The organism is Actinomadura chibensis NBRC 106107, assembly GCF_001552135.1.
Classification (GTDB): domain Bacteria; phylum Actinomycetota; class Actinomycetes; order Streptosporangiales; family Streptosporangiaceae; genus Spirillospora; species Spirillospora chibensis.
Genome location: NZ_BCQP01000002.1, coordinates 22184 through 41505 on the forward strand (window position 1 = coordinate 22184; position 19322 = coordinate 41505).

Sequence of the window (19322 nt, forward strand, 5' to 3'; positions counted from 1 at the left end):
GCGGCCGGTCCGCGCCGTCTCCGGGGCCGCGGGGGGTGCGCGGACCGCCGACCACATAGGCTTGGCCACGTGGAGCTTTCAGTGGTGAGGGCCCAGCGGCGGCCGTTCCCGTCCCGGAGCCGGTAGCCGTGCGCATGCTGGGCTCGCTGCCGGTCCGCGTGCTGGACGACCGGCACCGCGCGGAGGCCCTCGCGATCCTCGACGCCGACCCGGTCTCCAACGTGTTCGTCGGGTCGCGCGTCCACGCCGCGGGGCTCGACCCCCGCCGGCTCGGCGCCCAGATGTGGGGTTACATGCGCGACGGGCGGCTCGTCTCGCTGTGCTACTCGGGCGCGAACCTCATCCCGGTCGCCGCGGGCCCCGAGGCGGTCCGTGCGTTCGCCGAGCGGGCCCGGGCGCAGGGGAGGCGGTGCTCGTCCATCGTGGGGCCCGTGGGGGCCGTGGGGGAGCTCTGGGAGATCCTCGCGCCCTACTGGGGGCCGCCGCGGGCGGTGCGGGCCGCCCAGCCCGTCATGGCGACGTCCGACGTTCCGGACGTGCCGCCCGACCCGGCCGTCCGCCGCGTCCGGATGGACGAGTTCGACATCGTCTACCCCGCGTGCGTGTCGATGTTCACCGAGGAGGTCGGCGTCTCGCCGAACACCGGGGACGGCGGCGTCCTCTACCGGGCCCGCGTCGCCGAGCTGATCCGCGACGGCCGCGCCTTCGCCCGCATCGAGGACGGCCGCGTCACGTTCAAGGCGGAGGTCGGCGCCGTCACCCCCCGCGCCTGCCAGGTGCAGGGCGTGTGGGTGCCGCCGGATTTGCGCGGGCAGGGCCGGTCGGTGTCCGGAATGGCGGCGGTGGTCGGGGAGGCGCTGCGCGCGATCGCGCCGACGGTGTCGCTCTACGTCAACGACTACAACACGCGGGCACGCGCCGCCTACCGGCGTGTCGGATTCACCGAGCTCGGTTCGTTCATGTCGATTCTTTTCTGACGTCGGCATTCTTTGCATACATGCCGCGTTCCACGTCGTCTGTCTGATTCAACTGACTTGTCATTGCCTGCCTGGTCTATCCGGATCCCTGAATCGATCTTCGCGGACGGGTACCATCCGGCCGTGGAGTTTGCCGGGGCATTACGCCAGGCCATTCAGGCCAGCGGGCTGACTCTGGAACGGATCCGCCACCGGCTCGGCAGGCGCGGACTGGCCGTCAGCGTGGCCACGCTCAGCTACTGGCAGCGTGGTCGCAGCAGGCCGCGCTCGCGCGCAGTGGTCGTCGCGCTGGAGGAGATCCTCCAGGTGCCGCCGGGTACGCTGACCGAATTGCTGGACGATCCCGCGCCCACCGCGCCGCAGGTGCGCGGCGGGCTCGCGGCGGGTCCGCCGGGCACGGGGGAGCGCAACCGCCCGGCGCGCGATCTGTGGCCCGACCCCGAGCGGTACGCCGACCTCGTCGGCCAGCTCGACCGGTCGGGCGACCACCGCCTCGAACGCCTCAGCATCCACGACGTCTTCCGGCTCAACGAGGTCCGCCGCTCGTGGACGCTGTCGGTGCGCACCGTGCTGCGCGCTGCGGGCGACGACATCGACCGGGTCGTGTGCGTCCACCAGATCGCCGGGGCGCGGCAGCCGGGCAACACCGGCGACGGCCACGCCGCGGGCTTCTCCGAGGACGGCGTGGGCGCGGCGGGGACGGCCGGCGCGTCCGGCGTGACGGCGAGCGGCGTGATGGCCGCCGCCGACCCGGCGGCGGCCGCAACCGGTCAGGCCGCCGCGACCGCCAGCGCGACGGCGGGGCTCGCCGAGGTGCGGTACTGCCGTCCCGGCCGGGTCCGCGCCGAGGGCGGGATGGTCGCGTTCGAGCTGGTCTTCGACCGCGTCCTGTCGGCGGGGGACACCGCCGTCGTCGAGTACGAGATCGGCCCCGTCGAGGAGCCCGCCTATGACAGCTACGACCGGCGCTTCGCCCATCCCGTCCACGACTACGTGGCGATCATCCAGTTCGAGGGCGAGCGGCTGCCCGCCCGCTGCTACGGCTACACCGCCGAGAGCTCCGAGGCGCCCCGGCAGCGGCTCGGCGAGCTGTGGATCGGGACGTCGGGCAGCGCGAACATCGCGGTCGGGGCCGTCCGGCGCGGCATCGTCGGCATCGAATGGGAATGGCATTGACGCAATGGCATGGGAAGGAGGAATGGCAGCCACGTGTCCGATTTGCGGGCATCTCGCGGACGGCGCGGGTAGGATGCGTCGCCAGGCACGGTCCGGGGTTCCGGTGCTCGGCGATGCGGTCGCCGGGGCTCACGGTTGTAGCAAGTTGCCTGTTGGCATCGGGCCACGGGGGACTTACAGTGAGCGCTGAAGTTGCAATTGCAGTAGTCAAGGCCGTTGTGCGGGGGCCGGCCGGAGCGGATCCGGAGGCCGAAAAATGCAGAGTGTCGCAGAGGACGATCTCCTACAGGTCCTGCAGTACGGTCCCTTCAACGTCGCCCTGCACGCGGCGATCCAGGCACGCGGGCTCAGCCTCGACTCGCTGCGCCGGCGCCTGGAGGAGCAGGGCATCGCGGTCAGCCTGTCCACGCTGAGCTACTGGCAGCGCGGCCGGACGAGGCCGGAGCGCGCCGACTCGATGCGCGCCGTGCGGGGCCTGGAGGTCATCCTCGAACTGCCGCGTCATTCATTGCTGACGCTGCTGAAGCCCACGGCAGAACGCTCCACCGGGCCGTGGCTGCCGGTGGAGGAGCTGTGCCCGGAGCCGGGCGTCCGCGATCTGCTGAACGAGATCGGCGATCGCGGCGAGCGGCAGCTCACCGGGCTCAGCATGCACGACCAGTACCTCATCGGCCGCCGCCGGGAGCTGCACGAGGTCCGCGTCCGCGCGGTCTTCCAGGCGCAGCAGCGCGGCGTCGACCGGTGGATCGCCGTGTACCACCATCCGCAGGGCGTCCTGCCGTCCTCGCGCACCGTGCGCGGGTGCCGGTTCGGGCGCGTCCGGATGGACGAGGCCAGCGGCCTCATCGCCGCCGAGCTGCTGTTCGACCGGTCGCTCGGCCGCGGCGAGACCTACCTGCTGGAGTACGGGTTCGGGTTCGACGAGACGGGCCCGCCGGTGAACGAGGAGGGCCGCGGCTTCCGCGCGCCCCAGCACGAGTACCTCATCGAGGTGCGGTTCCACCCGTCGGCGCTGCCCGCCCGGTGCTACCGGACGTGGCGCCCCGACGGCCACACCGCGCTCAAGGACTCCGCCGACCTGCGGCTGTCCAGCTACCACAGCGTCCACTTCATCGAGTTCGGGATGGCCGCGGGCTACCACGGCATCCGCTGGGAGTGGACGTGATCCGCGCTACCTGACCAGGAGGTCGAGGAGCCGATCCAGCTCGGCGGCCGGGTCGTCGGTGAGCCCGGCGTGCACCGGCCCCGGCTGGACGATCGTGCTGCGCGGCGCGGTCAGCCACCGGAACCGCGCGCCCGGCGGCTCCGCGGCGGCCTGCCCGGCGCGCTCGCCGCCGCAGCAGACCGCGTCCACGCCCTTGAGCGCCGCGCGGACGCCCTCCATGTCGAGCGAGGGGTCGAGGGCCAGCAGGCGCGGCTCGTCCAGGTGGACGCGGCAGCCGAGGTAGTCGAGGGCCCGGCAGTACACGACCACGCCGACGTTCATCGCCTCGCCGCGCTCGACCCGCGGCACGACCCGCAGCACCGCGTACTCGAACACGGTGGGCTGGTCCGCCGTCCTGATGTTGCTCCCGGGGCTCATGGCGCGCCGCCGCCGAGCCAGTCCGGCCGGTTCCGGCCGCGCGGCGCGGGCGTCCCGGACGCCCGCCCGGCGACGTCGAGGTCCGGCAGCCAGTCGCGCGGCTTCCCGGCGCGGGGCAGCAGGATGTCGACGTAGGCGTCGCGCAGCGCCTGCGGGCCGGCGAAGCCGGGCTCGCCGTCCAGCCACGGGTCGGGCACGAGCGCGGTCACCTCGCGCAGCAGGCCCTCGGTGAGCTTCGGCGCGAGCTCGGCCTCGGCGGCCTCCAGCCGGGTCGCGTACGGGGTGAGGACGTGGTCGTCCACGTCGTAGGGGCCGGAGAACAGGCGGGTCGCGTTCGTCCAGGCGTGGTGGAAGATCAGGCTCGCGCCGTGGTCGATCAGCCACACGTCGCCGTGCCAGACCAGCATGTTCGGGTTGCGCCAGCTCCGGTCGACGTTCCCGATGAAGGCGTCCAGCCACAGCACGCGGGACGCGAAGTCGGGGTCGGGGCTCCAGCCGAGCGGGTCGAACCCGAGCGACCCGGGCAGGAAGTCGACGCCGAGGTTCCAGCCGGGGCTCGCCTTGAGCAGGTCCTGCACGTCGGGGTCGGGCTCGTGCCGCCCGATGGCGGGGTCGAGGTCGATGAGCACCTGGTCGGGGACCCGGAAGCCGAGCCGGCGCGCCAGCTCGCCGGCGATCACCTCGGCGATCAGCGCCTTGCGGCCCTGCCCGGCGCCGTGGAACTTCATGACATAGGTCCCGAGATCGTCGGCCTCGACGACGCCCGGCAGCGACCCGCCCTCGCGCAATGGCGTGACGTAGCGGATGGCCGTCACATGTGGCAACACGTCGCAACGCTACCGGGTCGGCGGCGGGCCGGGATAATCGGCGGCATGGGCGTTGAGCTGCTCGACCTGTCCGTGCCGATCACCACGGGCATGCCCGTGTACCCGGGCGACCCGGAGGTGGAGGCCGTCCCGGCGCTGACCGTCGCGGACGCGGGCGTGAACGTGCTCCGCCTGCACATGGGCTCGCAGACCGGCACGCACGTGGACGCGCCGTTCCACGTCGACGACGCGCTGCCCCGCCTGGACGAGCTGCCCCTGTCCCGCTTCACCGGACCCGCCGCCGTCATGGACGCGCGCGGCCTGCCGCCCCGCGCCCCCATCGGCCCCGACCTGCTCCCGGACGGGCTCGCGCCCGGCGTCGTCCTGCTCATCGCGACGGGCTGGTCCGAGCACTGGGGGAGCGACGACTACCTCGCCCACCCGTACCCGGCGCCGGAGACGGCGGAGGCGATCGTCGCCGCCGGGGTGCGGACGGTCGGCATCGACGCGCTCAGCGTCGACCGCACTCCGCCGCCCGGCGCGGACGACTTCTCCCTCGCGGCACACCGCGTCCTGTGCGGCGCGGGCGCGGTGATCGCCGAGAACCTCACTGGGCTCGGCCGCGTCCTCGCCGCGCGCGACGCGGGCCGCGCGATCGAGGTGTCGCTGTTCCCGATCGCCCTCGCGGGCGCCGACGGCGCCCCCGTCCGCGCCGTGGCGCGGGTCGGATGGTGACCCATACTGGGAACGGGCGAGCGGAGGGACGGTGCCGTGAGGGTCTCGTGGGCGACCGAGCTGGGCAGCGCCGAACGCGGCAACGAGGACTTCGTGGCGGCGGCCGCGGGGGCCGTCGTCGTCCTCGACGGGTGCGGGCTGCCGCTCGGCACCGACCTCGGCTGCGTCCACGGCACCGCCTGGTACGCGCGCTCGCTCGGCGCCCGGCTGCTCGCCCGGCTGCTGGACGGCCTCGGCCCGACCGCGGGCGCGCCGGTCGGCCCGCCGGAGGGCGCGCACCGGCCCCGGGAGCGCCCGCTCGTGGCGCGGCTCGCCGGGGCGATCGCGGACGTCGCCGCCGCGCACCGGACCACCTGCGACCTGCGCCTCGCCACGACGCCCGCGGCGACCGTGCTGGCGGTGCGGCGGCGCGGCGAGCTGGTCGACTACCTGGTCCTCGCCGACTCCACGCTGATCCTGGACGGGCCCGGCGGCCTCCGGCCGATCACCGGCGGGCCGTACTACGCGGCGGCCGACCCGGCGGTGGCGGACGCGGCGATCACCGGGACCGTCCCGGCGGCCGAGCTGACCCGCGTCCTGCTGCTGACCGACGGCGCCACCCGGCTCGCCGACCTGTTCGGCGTCACCGACTGGAAGGGCCTCGCCGACCTCGCCTCGGGACCGGCCGGGCCCGGGGCGCTGATCGAGCGGACGCGCGCGGTCGAGCGCACCGACCCCCGGGCCGTCCGCTGGCCGCGCGGGAAGCCGCACGACGACGCGACGGTCGCGGTCTGCGCGTTCTGACCGGGTGTCCCGTCCCCAACCGAGCGGCTGTTTGGTTCGGTCGGTAGGGTGGGCGGCCGGATGTCCGCCGCCGAGAGGAGGCCGCGGGATGCGGCTCGGGATCACGATGTTCGCGACCGACCGGACCATGGCGCCGCACGAGCTGGCGCGCGCGGCGGAGGAGCGCGGGTTCGCGTCCGTCTACGTGCCTGAGCACACCCACATCCCGGTGTCCCGCGCGACGCCGCCGCCGACCGGCGACGCGGCCCTGCCCGCCGAGTACGCGCGGACGCTCGACCCGCTCGTCGCGCTCGCCGCCGCGGCCGCGGTGACGGAGCGGATCACGCTCGGCACGGGCGTCCTGCTCCCCGCCCAGCGCGACCCGATCGTCACCGCGAAGGCCGTCGCCACCCTCGACCGGCTCGCGGGCGGGCGGCTCGCGCTCGGCGTCGGCTTCGGCTGGAACGCCGAGGAGGGCGCGGACCACGGCGTCCCCTGGAAGCGGCGGCGGGCGATGGCGCGCGAGCACGTCCTCGCCATGCGCGCCCTGTGGACGGACGACGAGGCGTCCTTCAAGGGCGAGTTCGTGGACTTCGACGCGTGCTGGTCGTGGCCGAAGCCGTCCCGGCGGGTGCCGGTGCTGCTCGGCGGCGCGCCGGGGCCGACGCTGTTCGCGCACATCGCCGAGTACGGCGACGGGTGGCTGCCGATCGGCGGGGCGGGCGTCCGCGAGGCGCTGCCCGACCTGCGCCGCGCCTGCGCGGCGGCCGGGCGCGAGACGGTGCCGGTCGTCCCGTTCGGCACGAGCCCGACCCCGGAGAAGCTGGACTACTACGCGTCCCTCGGGATCGAGGAGGTCGTGCTGCGCGCGCCCGGCGCGGGACGCGACGCCGTCCTGCCCCTCCTGGACGAGTACGCCCGTGCCTACCTCTGACCCCGCGCCCGTCGGCTAGCGGATCATCCGGAAGCAGAAGAACGTCGGGAAGCGGACGTACTCCCCCTTCCCGGCCTTCACCGCGCCGATGATGGCGAACACGAACTGCCCGATCAACGACTCCAGGTACGGGGCGGCGAGCGCGACGAGGAACCAGGGCGACAGCACGATCGCGGGCGGCACGCAGAGGGCGGCCACCGCGAGCATGTGGATCAGCAGGGTGATCTCGTAGTTCAGCGCCTGCGCCGCGTGGTACCTCGTGAACGGCGAGCTGTTCTTCTTCACGCAGTAGATGACCAGCGGCGCGAGGAACCCGATCACGACGATCCCGATGTAGGAGAAGAGCGCCCAGGTCGTCTCCTCGCCGTGCCCGGGCCGCGGCATGCCGTTCGGGACCCCGGGCGGCCCGTACCCCCAGCGCGGGTCGTAGTGCCCGCCGGGCGGGGGCGGCCCGGGCGGCTGACCTGGCGGCGGTCCGTACGGGGGCTGGTCGGTCACTGCTCGTTCCCTCTGGTCCGGGGGCGGTCGGGAGTCACGCAGAACCTATCCAAAACCGGGCGCGCCGGGCATGCGACCGTCCAACTGATCGACCCCGGCGTTCGGAACGGTCCGCCGGACATCTTAGAATCGCGTTCGACTCATCGGGACGCAGGGGGCGTCCCGCTCGGGAGGGATGCATGACCGCGATGCCGGACGACCGCCGAAGGCTCGACGCGGCCGGGGCCGCGGCGCTGGCCGGGCTCGCCGCGCGCGTCCGCGAGCTGACCGAGGCAGCCGTGCTCACCGGCGTGGACGCCGCCGAGGCGGCCGCCGTCGCCGCCGAGGTCGCCGCCCTCACCGCCCGCCTCGGCGCGGAGCGCGACGGCGCGCCGCCGTTCGCCGCGTCCCCGGACGGCGTCCGCATGGACCGGCAGCTCGCCAACCCCGTCACCGGCCCGCTGAACCCGCTCGCGCCGCCGATCGAGCTGGAGGTCACCTCGGACGGCATCGTCCGCGGCGAGTTCACGCTCGGCCCCGTCTACGAGGGGCCGCCGTCGTACGTGCACGGCGGCGTGTCCGCGATGGTGCTCGACCAGGTCCTCGGCATGGCGGCGGCCGCGACCGGGACGCCCGGCATGACCGCGTCCCTGGAGCTGCGCTACCGGCGGCCGACGCCGCTCGGCGTCCCGCTGCTCGCCGAGGCGAAGGCGAGCCGCGTGGAGGGCCGCAAGGTGTTCGCGTCCGGGACGATCGCCGCCCCGGACGGCCGCGTCACCGTCGAGGCCACCGCCCTGTTCGTCATGCCGCAGCGCTTCGTCACGTCCCAGTACTGAGACCGGGACCGCTGACGGGCCGTCGGTAGACAGGGCGTCAGTACTCGTAGACCTTGACGGTCGGGTCGTGCCCGTACCAGGACGCGACCACCGACGACGTGTGCTTGTCGTCGAGGAAGTCGACGCGGAGCCAGCCCTCGGTCTGCGTGACCCGCGTCTCGTAGCCCGGGTTGGGCGTCGCCGACACGAGCCGCACCCGGTCCTTCTCGAAGGACATCGCGGCGCGCCCGCCGCGGGTCGCGAAGCTGCGCACGTTGTCCGGCGGCTTCGGCGGCGGCGCCTTGCCGGGCGGCCGGACCGTCGGCCTCGACGGGCGCGGCGCCACGTCCTCGCCGGTCACCGGGCCGGGCCGGGACGTCGGCGAGCCGATCGACGTCGGCCCCGGCGGCGTCGCCGGACTGGAGTGGATGACGGGCCCGGCGATCGGCGGCGGCGCCGACCGCTCCGACACCGCGCCGCGCACGACGTCGCGGACCCCGAGCCAGGAGAGCGCGACCGCGAGCGCCGTCGCCCCCGCCCACGGGGCAACATACGACATCGCGCGACGCATGGGCACATGGTGGCATACGGTTCCGCCATGGCGAGTGTTCTGGTGGTCGAGGACGACGCGAACGTCCGGACCGCCTTGATCAGGGAACTGAGCGCCCGGTCGCACGTCGTCCGCAGCGTCGGCACCGCGATGGACGCGCTGCGCGAGGTGACGCAGTCGCCGCCCGACGTCGTCGTCCTCGACCTCGGACTGCCCGACCTCGACGGCGCGGAGGTGCTGAAGATGCTGCGCGGCATCTCCGACGTGCCGGTCATCATCGCGACCGCGCGCGACGACGAGCCCGAGATCGTCCGGCTGCTGAACGCGGGCGCCGACGACTACCTCATCAAGCCGTTCTCCATCGAGCACCTGAGCGCGCGGCTCGCCGCCGTGCTGCGCCGGTCGGCGCGGTCCGGGCCGACCGCGGAGCTGAGCGTCGGAGGGCTGCACATCGACCTCGACCGGCGCGAGGCGGCGCTCGACGGCGCGCCGCTCGAACTGACCCGCCGCGAGTTCGACCTGCTGGCCTACCTCGCCGCCCGGCCGGGCCGCGTCGTCGCGCGGCGCGAGCTGCTCGCCGAGGTGTGGCGGCAGGCGTACGGCGACGACCAGACCATCGACGTCCACCTGTCCTGGCTGCGCCGCAAGCTCGGCGAGACCGCCGCGGCGCCCCGGTACCTGCACACGGTGCGCGGCGTCGGGGTCCGCCTCGCCGCGCCCGACCCGAGATCATGAGGCGGACGCTCGTCCTCGTGTCGCTGGCCGTGACCTCCATGGTCGCGCTGGCGTTCCTCATCCCGCTCGCGCTGACCGTCCGGGAGATCGCCCGGGACCGCGCGCTCACCACCGCCGAGCGGCAGGCGAGCGCGCTCGGCCCCGTCCTCGTCGTCACCGAGGACCCGCCCGCCCTCGAACGCGCCGTCGCCAGCACGCAGGCGGGCGCCGCCGGGCGGATGACCGTGCACATGCCGGACGGCGGCGTCGTCCCGCGCGACGCCCGCGGCGACGGCTCCGCCGACCCCGAGCAGCTCGCCGAGGCCGGCCGCCGCGGCCGCTCCTACACCGCCCGCGTCGGCGGCGGCTATGCGCTCCTGCAGCCCGTGGCGCTGGACGCCGGGCGCACCGCCGTCGTCGAGGTGTACCTGCCCGACGACGACCTCTCCCGCGGCGTGTGGAAGGCGTGGCTCGTGATGACGACCGTCGCCGCCGCGCTCGTCGCCGGGTCCGTCGCCGTCGCCGACCGGCTCGGCAACCGCATGATCCGCTCCACCCGGCGGCTGGCGGAGGCGGCGGGCGCGTTCGGGGACGGGGAGCTGTCGGTCCGCATCGAGCCGGACGGCCCGCCCGAGCTGGTCGAGGCCGGGCTCGCGTTCAACGCGATGGCCGACCACGTCGTCCAGCTGCTGGCCGCCGAGCGGGAGATGGCCGCCGACCTGTCGCACCGGCTGCGCACCCCGCTCGCCGCGCTGCGGCTGAACGCCGAGGCGCTCGGCGACGGCCCGGTCGCCGAGCAGACCCGCGAGGCCGTCGACCGCATCGAGCGCGAGGTCGACCAGATCATCCGGACGGTCCGGCGGCCGACCGGCCGGGGGAGCTGCGACGCCGCGAAGGTGCTGCGCGACCGCGTCGCGTTCTGGTCGGTGCTCGCCGAGGACGAGGGCCGCTCCTGCGAGCTGATCGGCGCGGAGCGCCCGGCGCCGCTGCCGCTGCCCGGCACCGAGCTCGCCGCCGCCGTGGACGCCCTGCTCGGCAACATCTTCCGGCACACGTCCGAGGGCACCGGGTTCGCCGTCACCCTCCACCAGGGCCAGGGCGTCACCGGCATCCTCGTCGCCGACGGCGGCCCCGGCATCGCCGACCCGGACGCGGCGCTGAAGCGCGGCAGCAGCGGCGGCGGCTCCACCGGGCTCGGCCTGGACATCGCCCGCCGCGCCGCCGAGTCCACCGGCGGCTACCTGCGCATCCACCGGAGCGTCCTCGGCGGGGCGCAGGTGCAGATGTGGTTCCGGACGAAATGGCTCCCGCCCGCCCGCCGCTCCCGCCGCCTCGTCCGCCGCCGCCACTCCCGCTCCCGCGGCTAGCGGTTCTCGACACGGGGGGATCGCCCGCCCGGCGTGCCCGAGCTTTTACGTCGGCAGATCCGGGACGTCCCGGTGGTAGCCGGTCGTGCTGTCGATCAGCTCGCGGACGATGTCCATGTGCCCGGCGTGCCGCGCCGTCTCCTCGATCATGTGGAGCAGCACCCACCTCAGCGACACGGTCACGCCGCGCCAGGAGGTGCCGAGGGCGTCGAGGTCCAGCTCGTCGATGGTCCGGTCGGACGCCGCCCGCGCGCGCCGGTAGTAGGCGACGATGTCCGCCGTCGTCTCGTGGGGCTCGGCGCGCATGTCGGCGTCGGGGTCGTCCTCGTCGTACGGGACGGCGTCGGACTCGCGGCCGAACGTCTCGCAGAACCACCCGTACTCGACGGACGCCAGATGCTTGGTCAGGCCGAGCAGGCTCGTCCCGGTCGGTGTCATCGGCCGCCTGGCCTGCTCCTCGTCCAGCCCTTCGAGCTTCCACAGCACCACGTCGCGGTGCCGGTCGAGGCTGGACCTCAGGTTCTCCTTCTCACCGCCGGTGTACGGCACGCCTTCCATACCGGCAGACGCTACCAACGGAGGCCGGGGCCGGCGCGCGGGCGCCGGCCCCGGCGCCGGCTCAGCAGTTGGAGTACCGCACGTACCACTTGCCGTTGTTGCCGGTGCCGAGCTTGTAGTCGGCGATCCAGTGCGTGCTGTTCGCGAGCCGCACCCAGAGGTAGCCGTCCCGGCGCTGGATGGTGTCCCAGTCCGTCGTGACGCGCGCGCCGCGGTTGAAGTGCCCGACGATGCCGAAGTTGCGCCCCGGCCCTCTGCGGATGTTCAGCCGCTCGACGACGACCGTCCCGCGGCAGAGGCGGACCCGCTGCTCGTCCTGGTCCACCATCCGCTGCAGCGCGATGGCGTTGCCCTCGGGCCCGACGAAGATCGCGCCGGGGCCCTGGCCCTCCTCTTCGACCGGCGCGGGCGCGGCCTGCGCCGACTGGTTCTGCCCCGGCTGCGGCGGGGGCGCCGAGGCCCCGGCGACCGCCCCGTGACTCAGCGCGCTCCCGGCCAGCACGAAGGCCGCCAGCCCCGCACCGAGCTTGACACCTAGCTCCATCTGTTCCCCTCCAGTGTGTTCCGACCTACACCCCGTCAAGTACCCAGTGTCATCGAGTAAATACTCTAAGTAATGGAGACTCTTCGTGAAGCAAGCCCCAAGCCCGAAAGCAAGGCCCGGCGGCGGGGACGCGGGTCGGATCACCAGGCCGCAGGAAGGGGCGAGCCGCGACTCGCGGCGATCTCGCAGGTGGAAATCACCAGCCATTGACGTTCTGGTGACTTAGCCGCACATGCGGGCCGTTCCCGTCCGGCTCAGCGACAACTCAACTCGTGAACCGGGGGCAACGAGGGGGTTCTTCTTGGTCGGCGACTTGGGCGGTGACGGAGGGGTGGGCGTTAGCGGTACTCGTTTCGCGCCTTCAGCAGGTCGAACAGTTCGTCGAACCGGTCGAAGCCGGGCGGCAGCACTTTGTGCAGTTCGCGGGCGAGAGCACGCTCTTTCCTGCGATTGCCGACCCAGTCGTGCTCCTTCTCGTGGCGCACGGTCTCGTCAATCAGCGCGGCCATGCCCGGATCGGGGAAGTTGAAGTCGATCAATGCCCGCTGCGCCCCGTCCTTGGCCCATTCCGGATACCGGGTGTCCGACTCGCCCGTGCCGACCTTCTTGGCCAGGTTGAGGAGCTGCTTCAAGTAGACCTCGTACTCCACGGCCTCCTGGCGGCGCTGCCGGATGAGGTCGTCGAGCAGTTCGGACATGCGGTCGTAGTACTTCGGATTCATCGCCCGCTCGTCGACGATCGTCTTGCGGACGTTGTTGACGATGGTCTCGGCCGAGGCCTCGGGATTCCCGCGGATGTTCGGGGGAAGGGCGTCGAGGGCGTCCTCGCCGCGCTCGACGATCAGCTCCACTATGCCCTTGTCGAAGGTCGCCACGACCTCGGACGGGTCGGCTTGGATATAGGTGTCGAGAAGGGCGCGCATGCCCGCCTCGAACCTTTTCGTGTCGACGTTCTCGCGGGCGCCCAACTTGACCTCGTCGCGGACGGCCACGTAGTGCGTGACCTCCGCCTTGATCGATGCGGCTTCGGCCGCCGTGTAGCCGGCCTCCGCCATCTCGTTGGCGATGGCGCCGTAGGCGCGGACCAGAGCGGAAACGGACTTGTAGAGCTCGACGCGCTTCGGCTCATTGCCCTTGATCTGAGCGGCGTCACCGGCCACGGCGGCCACGAAGTGACGCTGGTATTCCAGGGTCCCCTTCGGCGGCGCGACCGGCTCGGTAAGGGCGCGGATCCGCTCCAGCGCCTTGTCGAGATCCTTGCGGGCCTGCCCCACGCGGTCCTTGAGAAGGCCCTTGACGTCCCCCTCCTCGTAGCCGCCGAGGGCTCCCGAGGTGTAGTCGGTGATGGCGCTCTCAAGCGAGTTGAACAGGTCGCGGTAGTCGATGATGTAGCCGTAGGTCTTGTCGTCGCCGTCGAGCCGGTTGACGCGGCAGATGGCCTGGAAGAGCCTGTGGTCGCGCATCTTCTTGTCGATGTACAGATAGGTGGCGCTCGGGGCGTCGAAGCCGGTCAGCAGCTTGTCGACCACGATGAGCAGGCGCATCTGGCCCGGCTCCTCGACGAAGCGGCGCTTGACCTCCCTCTCGAACTCCTCGATCCGCGCGACGCCTTCGTCCTCGCCCACGCCGAAGAAGTCGGCCAGCATCCTGCGGTAGATGTCGTACTGGCGGAGCTTCTCGGTGGCGCCTTCCCCCGAGTCGTCCTTGGAGATGTCGCCGGGGTTGGGCACGTAGCTCGTGACGATGGCGGCCTTGCCCTTGAAACCGGCGTTGACGAACATCTCGTAGAACTTGCACGCCTGGTAGATGCTCTCGCCGACGAGCATGGCGTTGCCGCGGCCGCTCACCAGGCGCGGTTCGGTCTCCATGTCGAGCAGGATGTCCTGGACGATCTGCTTGGCCCGAGGCTCAGCGGATACGATCTTCTGAATCGTGCCCCATTTCCTCTTGAGCGTGGCCTTGCTGAGGTCGGTGAGGCCGGTCGTCTTCGCCTCGAACCATTTGTCGACCTTTCCGGGGCTGGTCAGGTCCTGGTCGATGTCGCGGGCCTCATAACGCAGGTCGAGCACGACGCCGTCGGCGACCGCTTCGTCGAACTTGTAGGTGTGGATGAACGAGCCGAAGGTCTCGATACTGGTCGCCTTGTCGGCCTTGAGCAGCGGCGTACCGGTGAAACCGATGAACATCGCGCCCGGCAGCAATTTCTTCATGGCGCGGTGCATCTTGCCCGACTGGGTGCGGTGCGCCTCGTCGACGAAGACGAACAGATTGCCCTTGGGCGCGAAGCCGGCCGGAAGGCGTGAGCGCAACTCGGAGATGAACTCCTCGCCCGCCTCGTCAAGATCCTCGTCGTCGTCCCCGCCACGGAATTTGTGGACCAGAGAGCAGATCAGCCACGGGTCGTGCTTGTTGAGCTGGGTCAGCAGGTCGGCGCCCGAGGTGGTGCGGTAGATCTGCTCGTTGACACCGCCGAAGACCTTCTCGATCTGGTCGTCGAGTTCGGTGCGGTCGGTGATGATCAGGACGCGGGGCTCGTCCCGCTGGTTCTCGCGGATCCACTTGGCGAGCCAGACCATGGTCAGGCTCTTGCCCGACCCCTGGGTGTGCCAGATGATGCCGCCCTCGCGCTCGGCGACGCGGGCCTGGGCCGCCTTGACGCCGAAGAACTGGTTGTGGCGGGCGGTCTTCTTGACACCGGAGTCGAAGACCATGAAGTCGTGGACGAGTTCGAGGAAGCGGTCCTTGGAGCACATCTGCGCGATGGCCCGGTCCAGCCGGCCGGGCACACCGGCCCCGACCGGGCTGTCCTCGGGTTCCTTCCACTCGAGCCAGTACTTCTCGGGCGTCTCGATCACGCCGTAGCGCAGGCCCTCGACGTCGTTGCCCGCGAACAGGAGCTGGACGGTCGAGAAGAACGGCCGGATGAAGTGCTCGCTCTGGTTGCCGATGTGCTGCCGGATGCCCTCGCCGACGCTCACCTTCGAGCGCTTGAACTCGATGACGCCGAGGGCCAGGCCGTTGACGTAGAGCACGACGTCGGGCCGCTTGTTGTGCGCGCCCGCGATGGCGACCTCCTCCGCCACGACGAAGTGGTTGGCCCTCTGGTCGCCCCAGTCGATGGGCCAGACGGTCTCGAACTGCTCGCCGACGCCGCGCTTGATCTTCACGCCGTAGCGCAGCAGGTCGTAGACCTCGCGGTTGGCTCCGTAGAGCGAGCGCGCACCGCCCACCGAAGCGGCCTTGCGCAGTTCGTTCACGGTCTTGCCGACGATCTCGTCGTCGTAGCCGCGGGCCAGCAGGTTCTGGCGCAGCAGGGCCTCCTCGATGTTCGAGTTGCCCGCGCGGTCCTCCCAGTCGCCGCCGTACTCGTAGCCCAGCCTCTCCTGGAAGAACGTGACGACGCGGTTCTGCGTCGCGCGCTCCAGCTGCCCGACGTCACTTCGTCCTACGTCGCTCTGCCCCGCGTCACTCATGCCGCGCCTTCCGCCACCAGGCGGGTGCGTCCGGTCAGAAGCTCCTGTGTCATGCCCTGCTTGATCGCGCGAGCGGTTTCGAGGCGACGTCCGAGGGCTTCGATCTCGGCGTCGGCGTCGAGGAGATATCCGGCGATCGCCCGCTGCTCGTCCGGCGGCGGCAACGTGACCTCGATGTTGGCGAGCACCCGCCAGTTGATATGGACGACCGCGTCTCCCTGCCCGCCCTGAGCCTTCCGGCTCGCGACTTCGGGGCTGTTGAGCAGCACCGCCAGAAAGACCGGGTCGTACCCGTCGCCTCGCAGCACGATGATGTCTCCACCGGCCACGGCCGGCGCGTCACCGATGTACGCGACGCTCATGCCGATCTCTTCCTTGGTCTCACCCGAGCCTGCGAACAGGATGTCACCCGGACGGATCGGGAGTGCGGTAGCGGCGACGGACGGATCGACATAGGAGACCGTTGACGCGGTGTAGTCCGCGTACGTCGTGTAGAGCTCGCCGTATCGGATGCAGGGCACTCCCGATGGGCGGACTTCGTCGCGCTTGATGCCACGGCCGCGCAGGAAGTTCCCGAGGTCCGACAGCCTGTGCGTCGTCCATTCGCCGGAAAAGCCCGGAAGCCGCGTGCGGCCGGTCAGCAGCTCCTGCGCCAGGCCCTGCTTGATCGCGCGCTTCTTGGCGATCAGCCGGTCGAGGCGCCTGATCAATTGATCGACGTCGTTGAGCGCGGTGGCGATGAGTCGTTGTTCGGCACGGTCGCCGGGCAGCAGCAACTCGAATTTCTTGATGCGCCCCAGCGCGAGTTTCGGCTGTGCGCCGACAGTGCGGATCGAGTCGATCTCGTTCTGGATCGGAGCACTTCGCAAGTAGTGCGAGAGGTAGTCGACGTCGCACTTGATGTCGGTCAGCCTGTCGGCGTTCTCGGTGAGGTTCGCGCCGTCGAGCCGAGGCGGGATCCTCCCGACGATCCCGAGGGTGCCGGCGACGCTGATGAAGATGTCGTTCTTGAAGATCCGGTAGGCGCGGATGGCGGGGGCGGCGGCGACCGGCACGTATCTGATGCCCGACTCGTCCACACCGCCGTCGCGCATGTCGGTCACCCGAATGTACGGATGCGGGGTCGGGTCGTCCTGAAGGGCGAACCCGGCGGGCAGCCGCTTTCCGCCCTTGACGCTGGCCACGGCGCCCACCGTCGTGGTCACCCAGTCCCGGGTCATTCCACGACCCCCATCGTCGTCAGGTGCCCCATCACTCTCGCGCTGAGCTTCTCGACCTCGGCGTCGAGGTCGCCGAGGGTCTCGGCGTAGCGGTCGGCCAGCACGGTCAGGCGGTCGACGAGCTTGCGGATCAGGACGCCCAGCTCAGCCTGCGCGCCGCGCTCGAAGCGGGCTCCCCACTTGTCGTCGATGACGAGGCTCTGGATCTCCTCGATCGAGAGCTCGGCGTACCGCGCGAACGTCCTGCGGTCGAGCTCGGCCTGGGCTTCCTTGGCGGCCTTCTTGGCCTCGGCTTCGGCGTTGTACAGCCCGATGAGCTCCTGGAGCGCCCTGGTCTCGTCGCCCTTCGGGTCCGCGTACCTCGCGGCCTTCAGCCGGGCGGAGGCCAGCGCCTTGCTGATCTTGTCGTTCTCCATGGCGGCGGCGAGCGGGCCCTCTTCGCCCGAGTTCTCCTCGATGAACTCCTCGACGGCCTGCCCCGCCTGCTCGGCGAGAGTGTTCAGCTCGTCGACCGCGGCCTGCTCGGCGGCGAAGTAGCGCGCCACGATCAGGCTCGGCGGAATCAGGTCGATCTTGTACTTCTTGGCGCCGCGGCCACTGCCGATGACGAGGTCCGGAGTCTCGTTGAGCCTGCGCGCCTTGTTCTCGATGGTCGGCCGCGGCTTGGCGGCGTCGTCCCAGCCCTCGGCCATGATCAGGGCGACGTCGTCGTGCATGACGTTGTTCCAGTAGCTCATGAGCTGCTCGTACACGCCGTACTCGTCGATGAGCGGGCGCTTGCGGAAGGCGTCGAGCAGGGTCTCGCCGAGCTCGTGGATCAGGTCGGCCGGCCGGGTGGTGGCGGTGATGCCTTCGAGCAGCTCGCGCTGCGTCCTCCACCAGTGCTCGACCGTCCCGGTCGTGGTCGAGGCGAACGCCTCGTACTCGGGCGAGCCGTTGATCGTGCTCTGGATCTCGGCGCGCTCGACGGCCAGCTCGCTGTAGCCCTCCCGCAGCGGCTTGAAGAGCGCGGTGCGCAGGCTCGGGAAGGCTTCCCAGTACGGCCGCAGGGCGTCCAGGTCGCGGTTCGGGACACCGCCCTTGATGTGGGCGCCGAGGTCCTGGACGTCCTCGGGCTCCGAGCCGTCTATGTAGCGCGGGATGTTGAGGTTGTAGTCGTTCTTGGCGTCGGCGATCTCGCTCAGCGGCACCATGCGGCTGTAGCCCTCGATCTCCTTCTGGTTCACGAAGGCGTCGATGATCTGGTGCATGTCGCGCGGACGCAGGCGGTTCTTCGGACCGTCCTTGGCGAAGCCCCGGCTGGCGTCGATCATGAAGATGCCCGTACGGTCCCGAGCGTCGCGCTTGTCGAGCACGATGATGCAGGCCTGGATCCCGGTGCCGTAGAAGAGGTTCGCCGGAAGACCGATGATCCCTTTGATGTAGCCCTTCTCGATCAAGGTCTTGCGGATGGTCGCCTCGACGTTCCCGCGGAAGAGCACGCCGTGCGGCAGGATCACCGTCCCGCGCCCGGTCGGCTTGAGGCTCTTGATCATGTGCAGCAGGAAGGCGTAGTCGCCGTTCTTCTCGGGCGGGCGGCCATAGCCATCGAAGCGGCGGTAGTCGTTCTCCAGCCCGCTCGTCCAGCTCTTGACGCTGAACGGCGGATTGGCGACCAGGAAGTCGAAGGTGTCCAGCTCGTCGTTCCGGACGAACCGCGGACTGGTCAGGGTGTCGCCCTGCTTGATGTCGGCGGTGGCGTTGCCGTGCAGGATCATGTTCATGACGGCCAGCGCCCGGGTCGCGTTGTCCTTCTCCTGGCCGTAGACCGTCAGGTTGTTCGGCGCGGCGTCGGCCACCTTGAGCAGCAGCGAACCCGATCCGCAGGTGGGGTCGTAGACGGTCGTCGAGCGCGGCGCGTCCGCCGGGATCTGCAGCAGCGCCGCCATCACACGCGAGACCTCGGCCGGGGTGTAGAACTGCCCCTTGCTCTTGCCCGACTCGGTGGCGAAGTGCCGCATCAGGTACTCGTAGGCGTCGCCGAGCAGATCGTCGCCCTCGGCCCGCGAGCCGGTGAAGTCGAGATCCTGGAAGATGCCGACCAGCTTGGTCAGGCGGTCGACGAGCTCCTTGCCGCGACCGAGTTTGTCGGGGTCGTCGAAGTCGGCGTTGTTGATGATGCCCTGCAGGTCGTTGGCGTCCGCCAGCCTGCGGATGGCGTCGTTGATCTTCTCGCCGATGTCCGGCTTGCCCTTGAGGTCCACGAGGTCGTCGAACGAACCGCCCTCAGGCACTTCAATGCTCGCGTAGGGGTCGGCCTTGGCCTTGTCCGACACGTACTTCACGAAGAGCAGCGTCAGGACGTAGTCCTTGTACTGGCTCGCGTCCATGCCGCCGCGGAGTTCGTCAGCACCGGCCCACAGCGAGCTGTACAGGTCCGACTTCTTCAACGCCAACGCCACTGCTCCAAGCCCTCATGCGCGCCCCAGGTGCGCCGCCCCGCCTACCGTGCCGATCCACCCGTAGAGGCTGGCCAGACCCCCCCGAGGCCGATCGCCATCACCCTACCGACGCCCACCGACACCCGCGGGCCGAACCACACGCCCCCGGCATGGAAGCGCGGCGATGACGAGTGCGAACCCGCCCGCGATCC

The 19322-nt window shown here is 71.4% G+C and carries 18 protein-coding genes; 9 read left to right on the forward strand and 9 right to left on the reverse strand.

Translation table 11 applies throughout. The annotated features are described in order from the left end of the window. The first annotated feature begins 134 nt into the window (after positions 1 to 134). The 3 genes from ACH01S_RS00935 to ACH01S_RS00945 all read left to right on the forward strand — a co-directional run bounded on the left by ACH01S_RS00935 (position 135) and on the right by ACH01S_RS00945 (position 3318). The gene (locus ACH01S_RS00935; protein WP_067884122.1) at positions 135 to 977 is read left to right on the forward strand and encodes a GNAT family N-acetyltransferase; all 843 of its coding nucleotides are present in this window, start codon (positions 135 to 137) and stop codon (positions 975 to 977) included. Positions 978 to 1100: 123 nt separating this feature from the next. Next, entirely contained in the window at positions 1101 to 2153 is a 1053-nt protein-coding gene (locus tag ACH01S_RS00940; protein ID WP_148344551.1) for a helix-turn-helix domain-containing protein, read from the forward strand. A gap of 256 nt (positions 2154 to 2409) precedes the next feature. Then, positions 2410 to 3318, forward strand: coding sequence for a hypothetical protein (locus ACH01S_RS00945; protein WP_067884128.1), 909 nt, complete (start codon positions 2410 to 2412; stop codon positions 3316 to 3318). A 6-nt stretch (positions 3319 to 3324) separates the two neighbouring features. Here ACH01S_RS00945 and ACH01S_RS00950 read toward each other — a convergent pair whose 3' ends face one another. Together ACH01S_RS00950 and ACH01S_RS00955 are read right to left on the reverse strand one after the other, a co-directional pair. After that, the gene (locus ACH01S_RS00950) at positions 3325 to 3735 is read right to left on the reverse strand and encodes a DUF3037 domain-containing protein (protein ID WP_067884133.1); all 411 of its coding nucleotides are present in this window, start codon (positions 3733 to 3735) and stop codon (positions 3325 to 3327) included. Beyond that, the gene (locus tag ACH01S_RS00955; protein ID WP_067884140.1) at positions 3732 to 4562 is read right to left on the reverse strand and encodes a HipA family kinase; all 831 of its coding nucleotides are present in this window, start codon (positions 4560 to 4562) and stop codon (positions 3732 to 3734) included. Before ACH01S_RS00955 ends, ACH01S_RS00950 begins: the two co-directional genes overlap by 4 nt. 45 nt (positions 4563 to 4607) lie before the next feature. On the opposite strand from ACH01S_RS00955, the gene ACH01S_RS00960 reads away from it, so the two are divergent. The 3 genes from ACH01S_RS00960 to ACH01S_RS00970 all read left to right on the forward strand — a co-directional run bounded on the left by ACH01S_RS00960 (position 4608) and on the right by ACH01S_RS00970 (position 6972). Next, positions 4608 to 5276: a cyclase family protein gene (locus ACH01S_RS00960; protein WP_067884142.1), complete on the forward strand. Its 669-nt coding sequence runs from the start codon at positions 4608 to 4610 to the stop codon at positions 5274 to 5276. A 36-nt stretch (positions 5277 to 5312) separates the two neighbouring features. Beyond that, positions 5313 to 6059 carry a hypothetical protein gene (locus ACH01S_RS00965; protein WP_067884144.1) on the forward strand — a complete coding sequence of 249 codons (747 nt, stop codon included), beginning with the start codon at positions 5313 to 5315 and terminating at the stop codon, positions 6057 to 6059. 88 nt (positions 6060 to 6147) lie between these two features. Then, positions 6148 to 6972, forward strand: a complete 825-nt coding sequence (locus tag ACH01S_RS00970) for a TIGR03619 family F420-dependent LLM class oxidoreductase (protein ID WP_067884146.1) — start codon at positions 6148 to 6150, stop codon at positions 6970 to 6972. Positions 6973 to 6987: 15 nt separating this feature from the next. Here ACH01S_RS00970 and ACH01S_RS00975 read toward each other — a convergent pair whose 3' ends face one another. Further along, positions 6988 to 7470, reverse strand: coding sequence for a DUF4870 domain-containing protein (locus ACH01S_RS00975; protein WP_148344552.1), 483 nt, complete (start codon positions 7468 to 7470; stop codon positions 6988 to 6990). Positions 7471 to 7649: 179 nt separating this feature from the next. Here ACH01S_RS00975 and ACH01S_RS00980 point away from each other — a divergent pair, with 179 nt between their 5' ends. Then, complete coding sequence (locus ACH01S_RS00980) at positions 7650 to 8285, forward strand: PaaI family thioesterase (protein ID WP_083980125.1); 636 nt, start codon at positions 7650 to 7652, stop codon at positions 8283 to 8285. Positions 8286 to 8322: 37 nt separating this feature from the next. Here ACH01S_RS00980 and ACH01S_RS00985 read toward each other — a convergent pair whose 3' ends face one another. After that, positions 8323 to 8835 carry a hypothetical protein gene (locus ACH01S_RS00985; protein WP_067884150.1) on the reverse strand — a complete coding sequence of 171 codons (513 nt, stop codon included), beginning with the start codon at positions 8833 to 8835 and terminating at the stop codon, positions 8323 to 8325. Between the two features lie 27 nt (positions 8836 to 8862). On the opposite strand from ACH01S_RS00985, the gene ACH01S_RS00990 reads away from it, so the two are divergent. Further along, complete coding sequence (locus ACH01S_RS00990) at positions 8863 to 9549, forward strand: response regulator transcription factor (protein WP_067884152.1); 687 nt, start codon at positions 8863 to 8865, stop codon at positions 9547 to 9549. Then, positions 9546 to 10895, forward strand: a complete 1350-nt coding sequence (locus ACH01S_RS00995; protein WP_067884154.1) for a sensor histidine kinase — start codon at positions 9546 to 9548, stop codon at positions 10893 to 10895. Before ACH01S_RS00990 ends, ACH01S_RS00995 begins: the two co-directional genes overlap by 4 nt. A 45-nt stretch (positions 10896 to 10940) precedes the next feature. Here the strand turns inward: ACH01S_RS00995 and ACH01S_RS01000 are convergent, their stop codons facing one another. The 5 genes from ACH01S_RS01000 to ACH01S_RS01020 form a co-directional block, all read right to left on the reverse strand. Next, entirely contained in the window at positions 10941 to 11453 is a 513-nt protein-coding gene (locus ACH01S_RS01000) for a DinB family protein (RefSeq protein WP_067884156.1), read from the reverse strand. 61 nt (positions 11454 to 11514) lie between these two features. After that, entirely contained in the window at positions 11515 to 11997 is a 483-nt protein-coding gene (locus ACH01S_RS01005) for an SH3 domain-containing protein (RefSeq protein WP_067884158.1), read from the reverse strand. Positions 11998 to 12335: 338 nt separating this feature from the next. Beyond that, the gene (locus ACH01S_RS01010) at positions 12336 to 15470 is read right to left on the reverse strand and encodes a type I restriction endonuclease subunit R (RefSeq protein WP_067884160.1); all 3135 of its coding nucleotides are present in this window, start codon (positions 15468 to 15470) and stop codon (positions 12336 to 12338) included. Continuing rightward, positions 15467 to 16675, reverse strand: coding sequence for a restriction endonuclease subunit S (locus ACH01S_RS01015; RefSeq protein WP_169809186.1), 1209 nt, complete (start codon positions 16673 to 16675; stop codon positions 15467 to 15469). Before ACH01S_RS01015 ends, ACH01S_RS01010 begins: the two co-directional genes overlap by 4 nt. Before the next feature lie 11 nt (positions 16676 to 16686). Continuing rightward, entirely contained in the window at positions 16687 to 19125 is a 2439-nt protein-coding gene (locus ACH01S_RS01020; RefSeq protein WP_067884475.1) for a type I restriction-modification system subunit M, read from the reverse strand. Positions 19126 to 19322: the final 197 nt, after the last annotated feature.

Bases quoted from the DNA above. Each gene is read 5' to 3' on its own strand.
- ACH01S_RS00935 (WP_067884122.1), top strand. From the start codon at position 135: ATGCTGGGCTCGCTGCCGGTCCGCGTGCTGGACGACCGGCACCGCGCG.
- ACH01S_RS00945 (WP_067884128.1), top strand. From the start codon at position 2,410: ATGCAGAGTGTCGCAGAGGACGATCTCCTACAGGTCCTGCAGTACGGT.
- ACH01S_RS00950 (WP_067884133.1), bottom strand. From the start codon at position 3,735: ATGAGCCCCGGGAGCAACATCAGGACGGCGGACCAGCCCACCGTGTTC.
- ACH01S_RS00960 (WP_067884142.1), top strand. From the start codon at position 4,608: ATGGGCGTTGAGCTGCTCGACCTGTCCGTGCCGATCACCACGGGCATG.
- ACH01S_RS00970 (WP_067884146.1), top strand. From the start codon at position 6,148: ATGCGGCTCGGGATCACGATGTTCGCGACCGACCGGACCATGGCGCCG.
- ACH01S_RS00980 (WP_083980125.1), top strand. From the start codon at position 7,650: ATGACCGCGATGCCGGACGACCGCCGAAGGCTCGACGCGGCCGGGGCC.
- ACH01S_RS00985 (WP_067884150.1), bottom strand. From the start codon at position 8,835: ATGCGTCGCGCGATGTCGTATGTTGCCCCGTGGGCGGGGGCGACGGCG.
- ACH01S_RS00990 (WP_067884152.1), top strand. From the start codon at position 8,863: ATGGCGAGTGTTCTGGTGGTCGAGGACGACGCGAACGTCCGGACCGCC.
- ACH01S_RS00995 (WP_067884154.1), top strand. From the start codon at position 9,546: ATGAGGCGGACGCTCGTCCTCGTGTCGCTGGCCGTGACCTCCATGGTC.
- ACH01S_RS01000 (WP_067884156.1), bottom strand. From the start codon at position 11,453: ATGGAAGGCGTGCCGTACACCGGCGGTGAGAAGGAGAACCTGAGGTCC.
- ACH01S_RS01005 (WP_067884158.1), bottom strand. From the start codon at position 11,997: ATGGAGCTAGGTGTCAAGCTCGGTGCGGGGCTGGCGGCCTTCGTGCTG.
- ACH01S_RS01010 (WP_067884160.1), bottom strand. From the start codon at position 15,470: ATGAGTGACGCGGGGCAGAGCGACGTAGGACGAAGTGACGTCGGGCAG.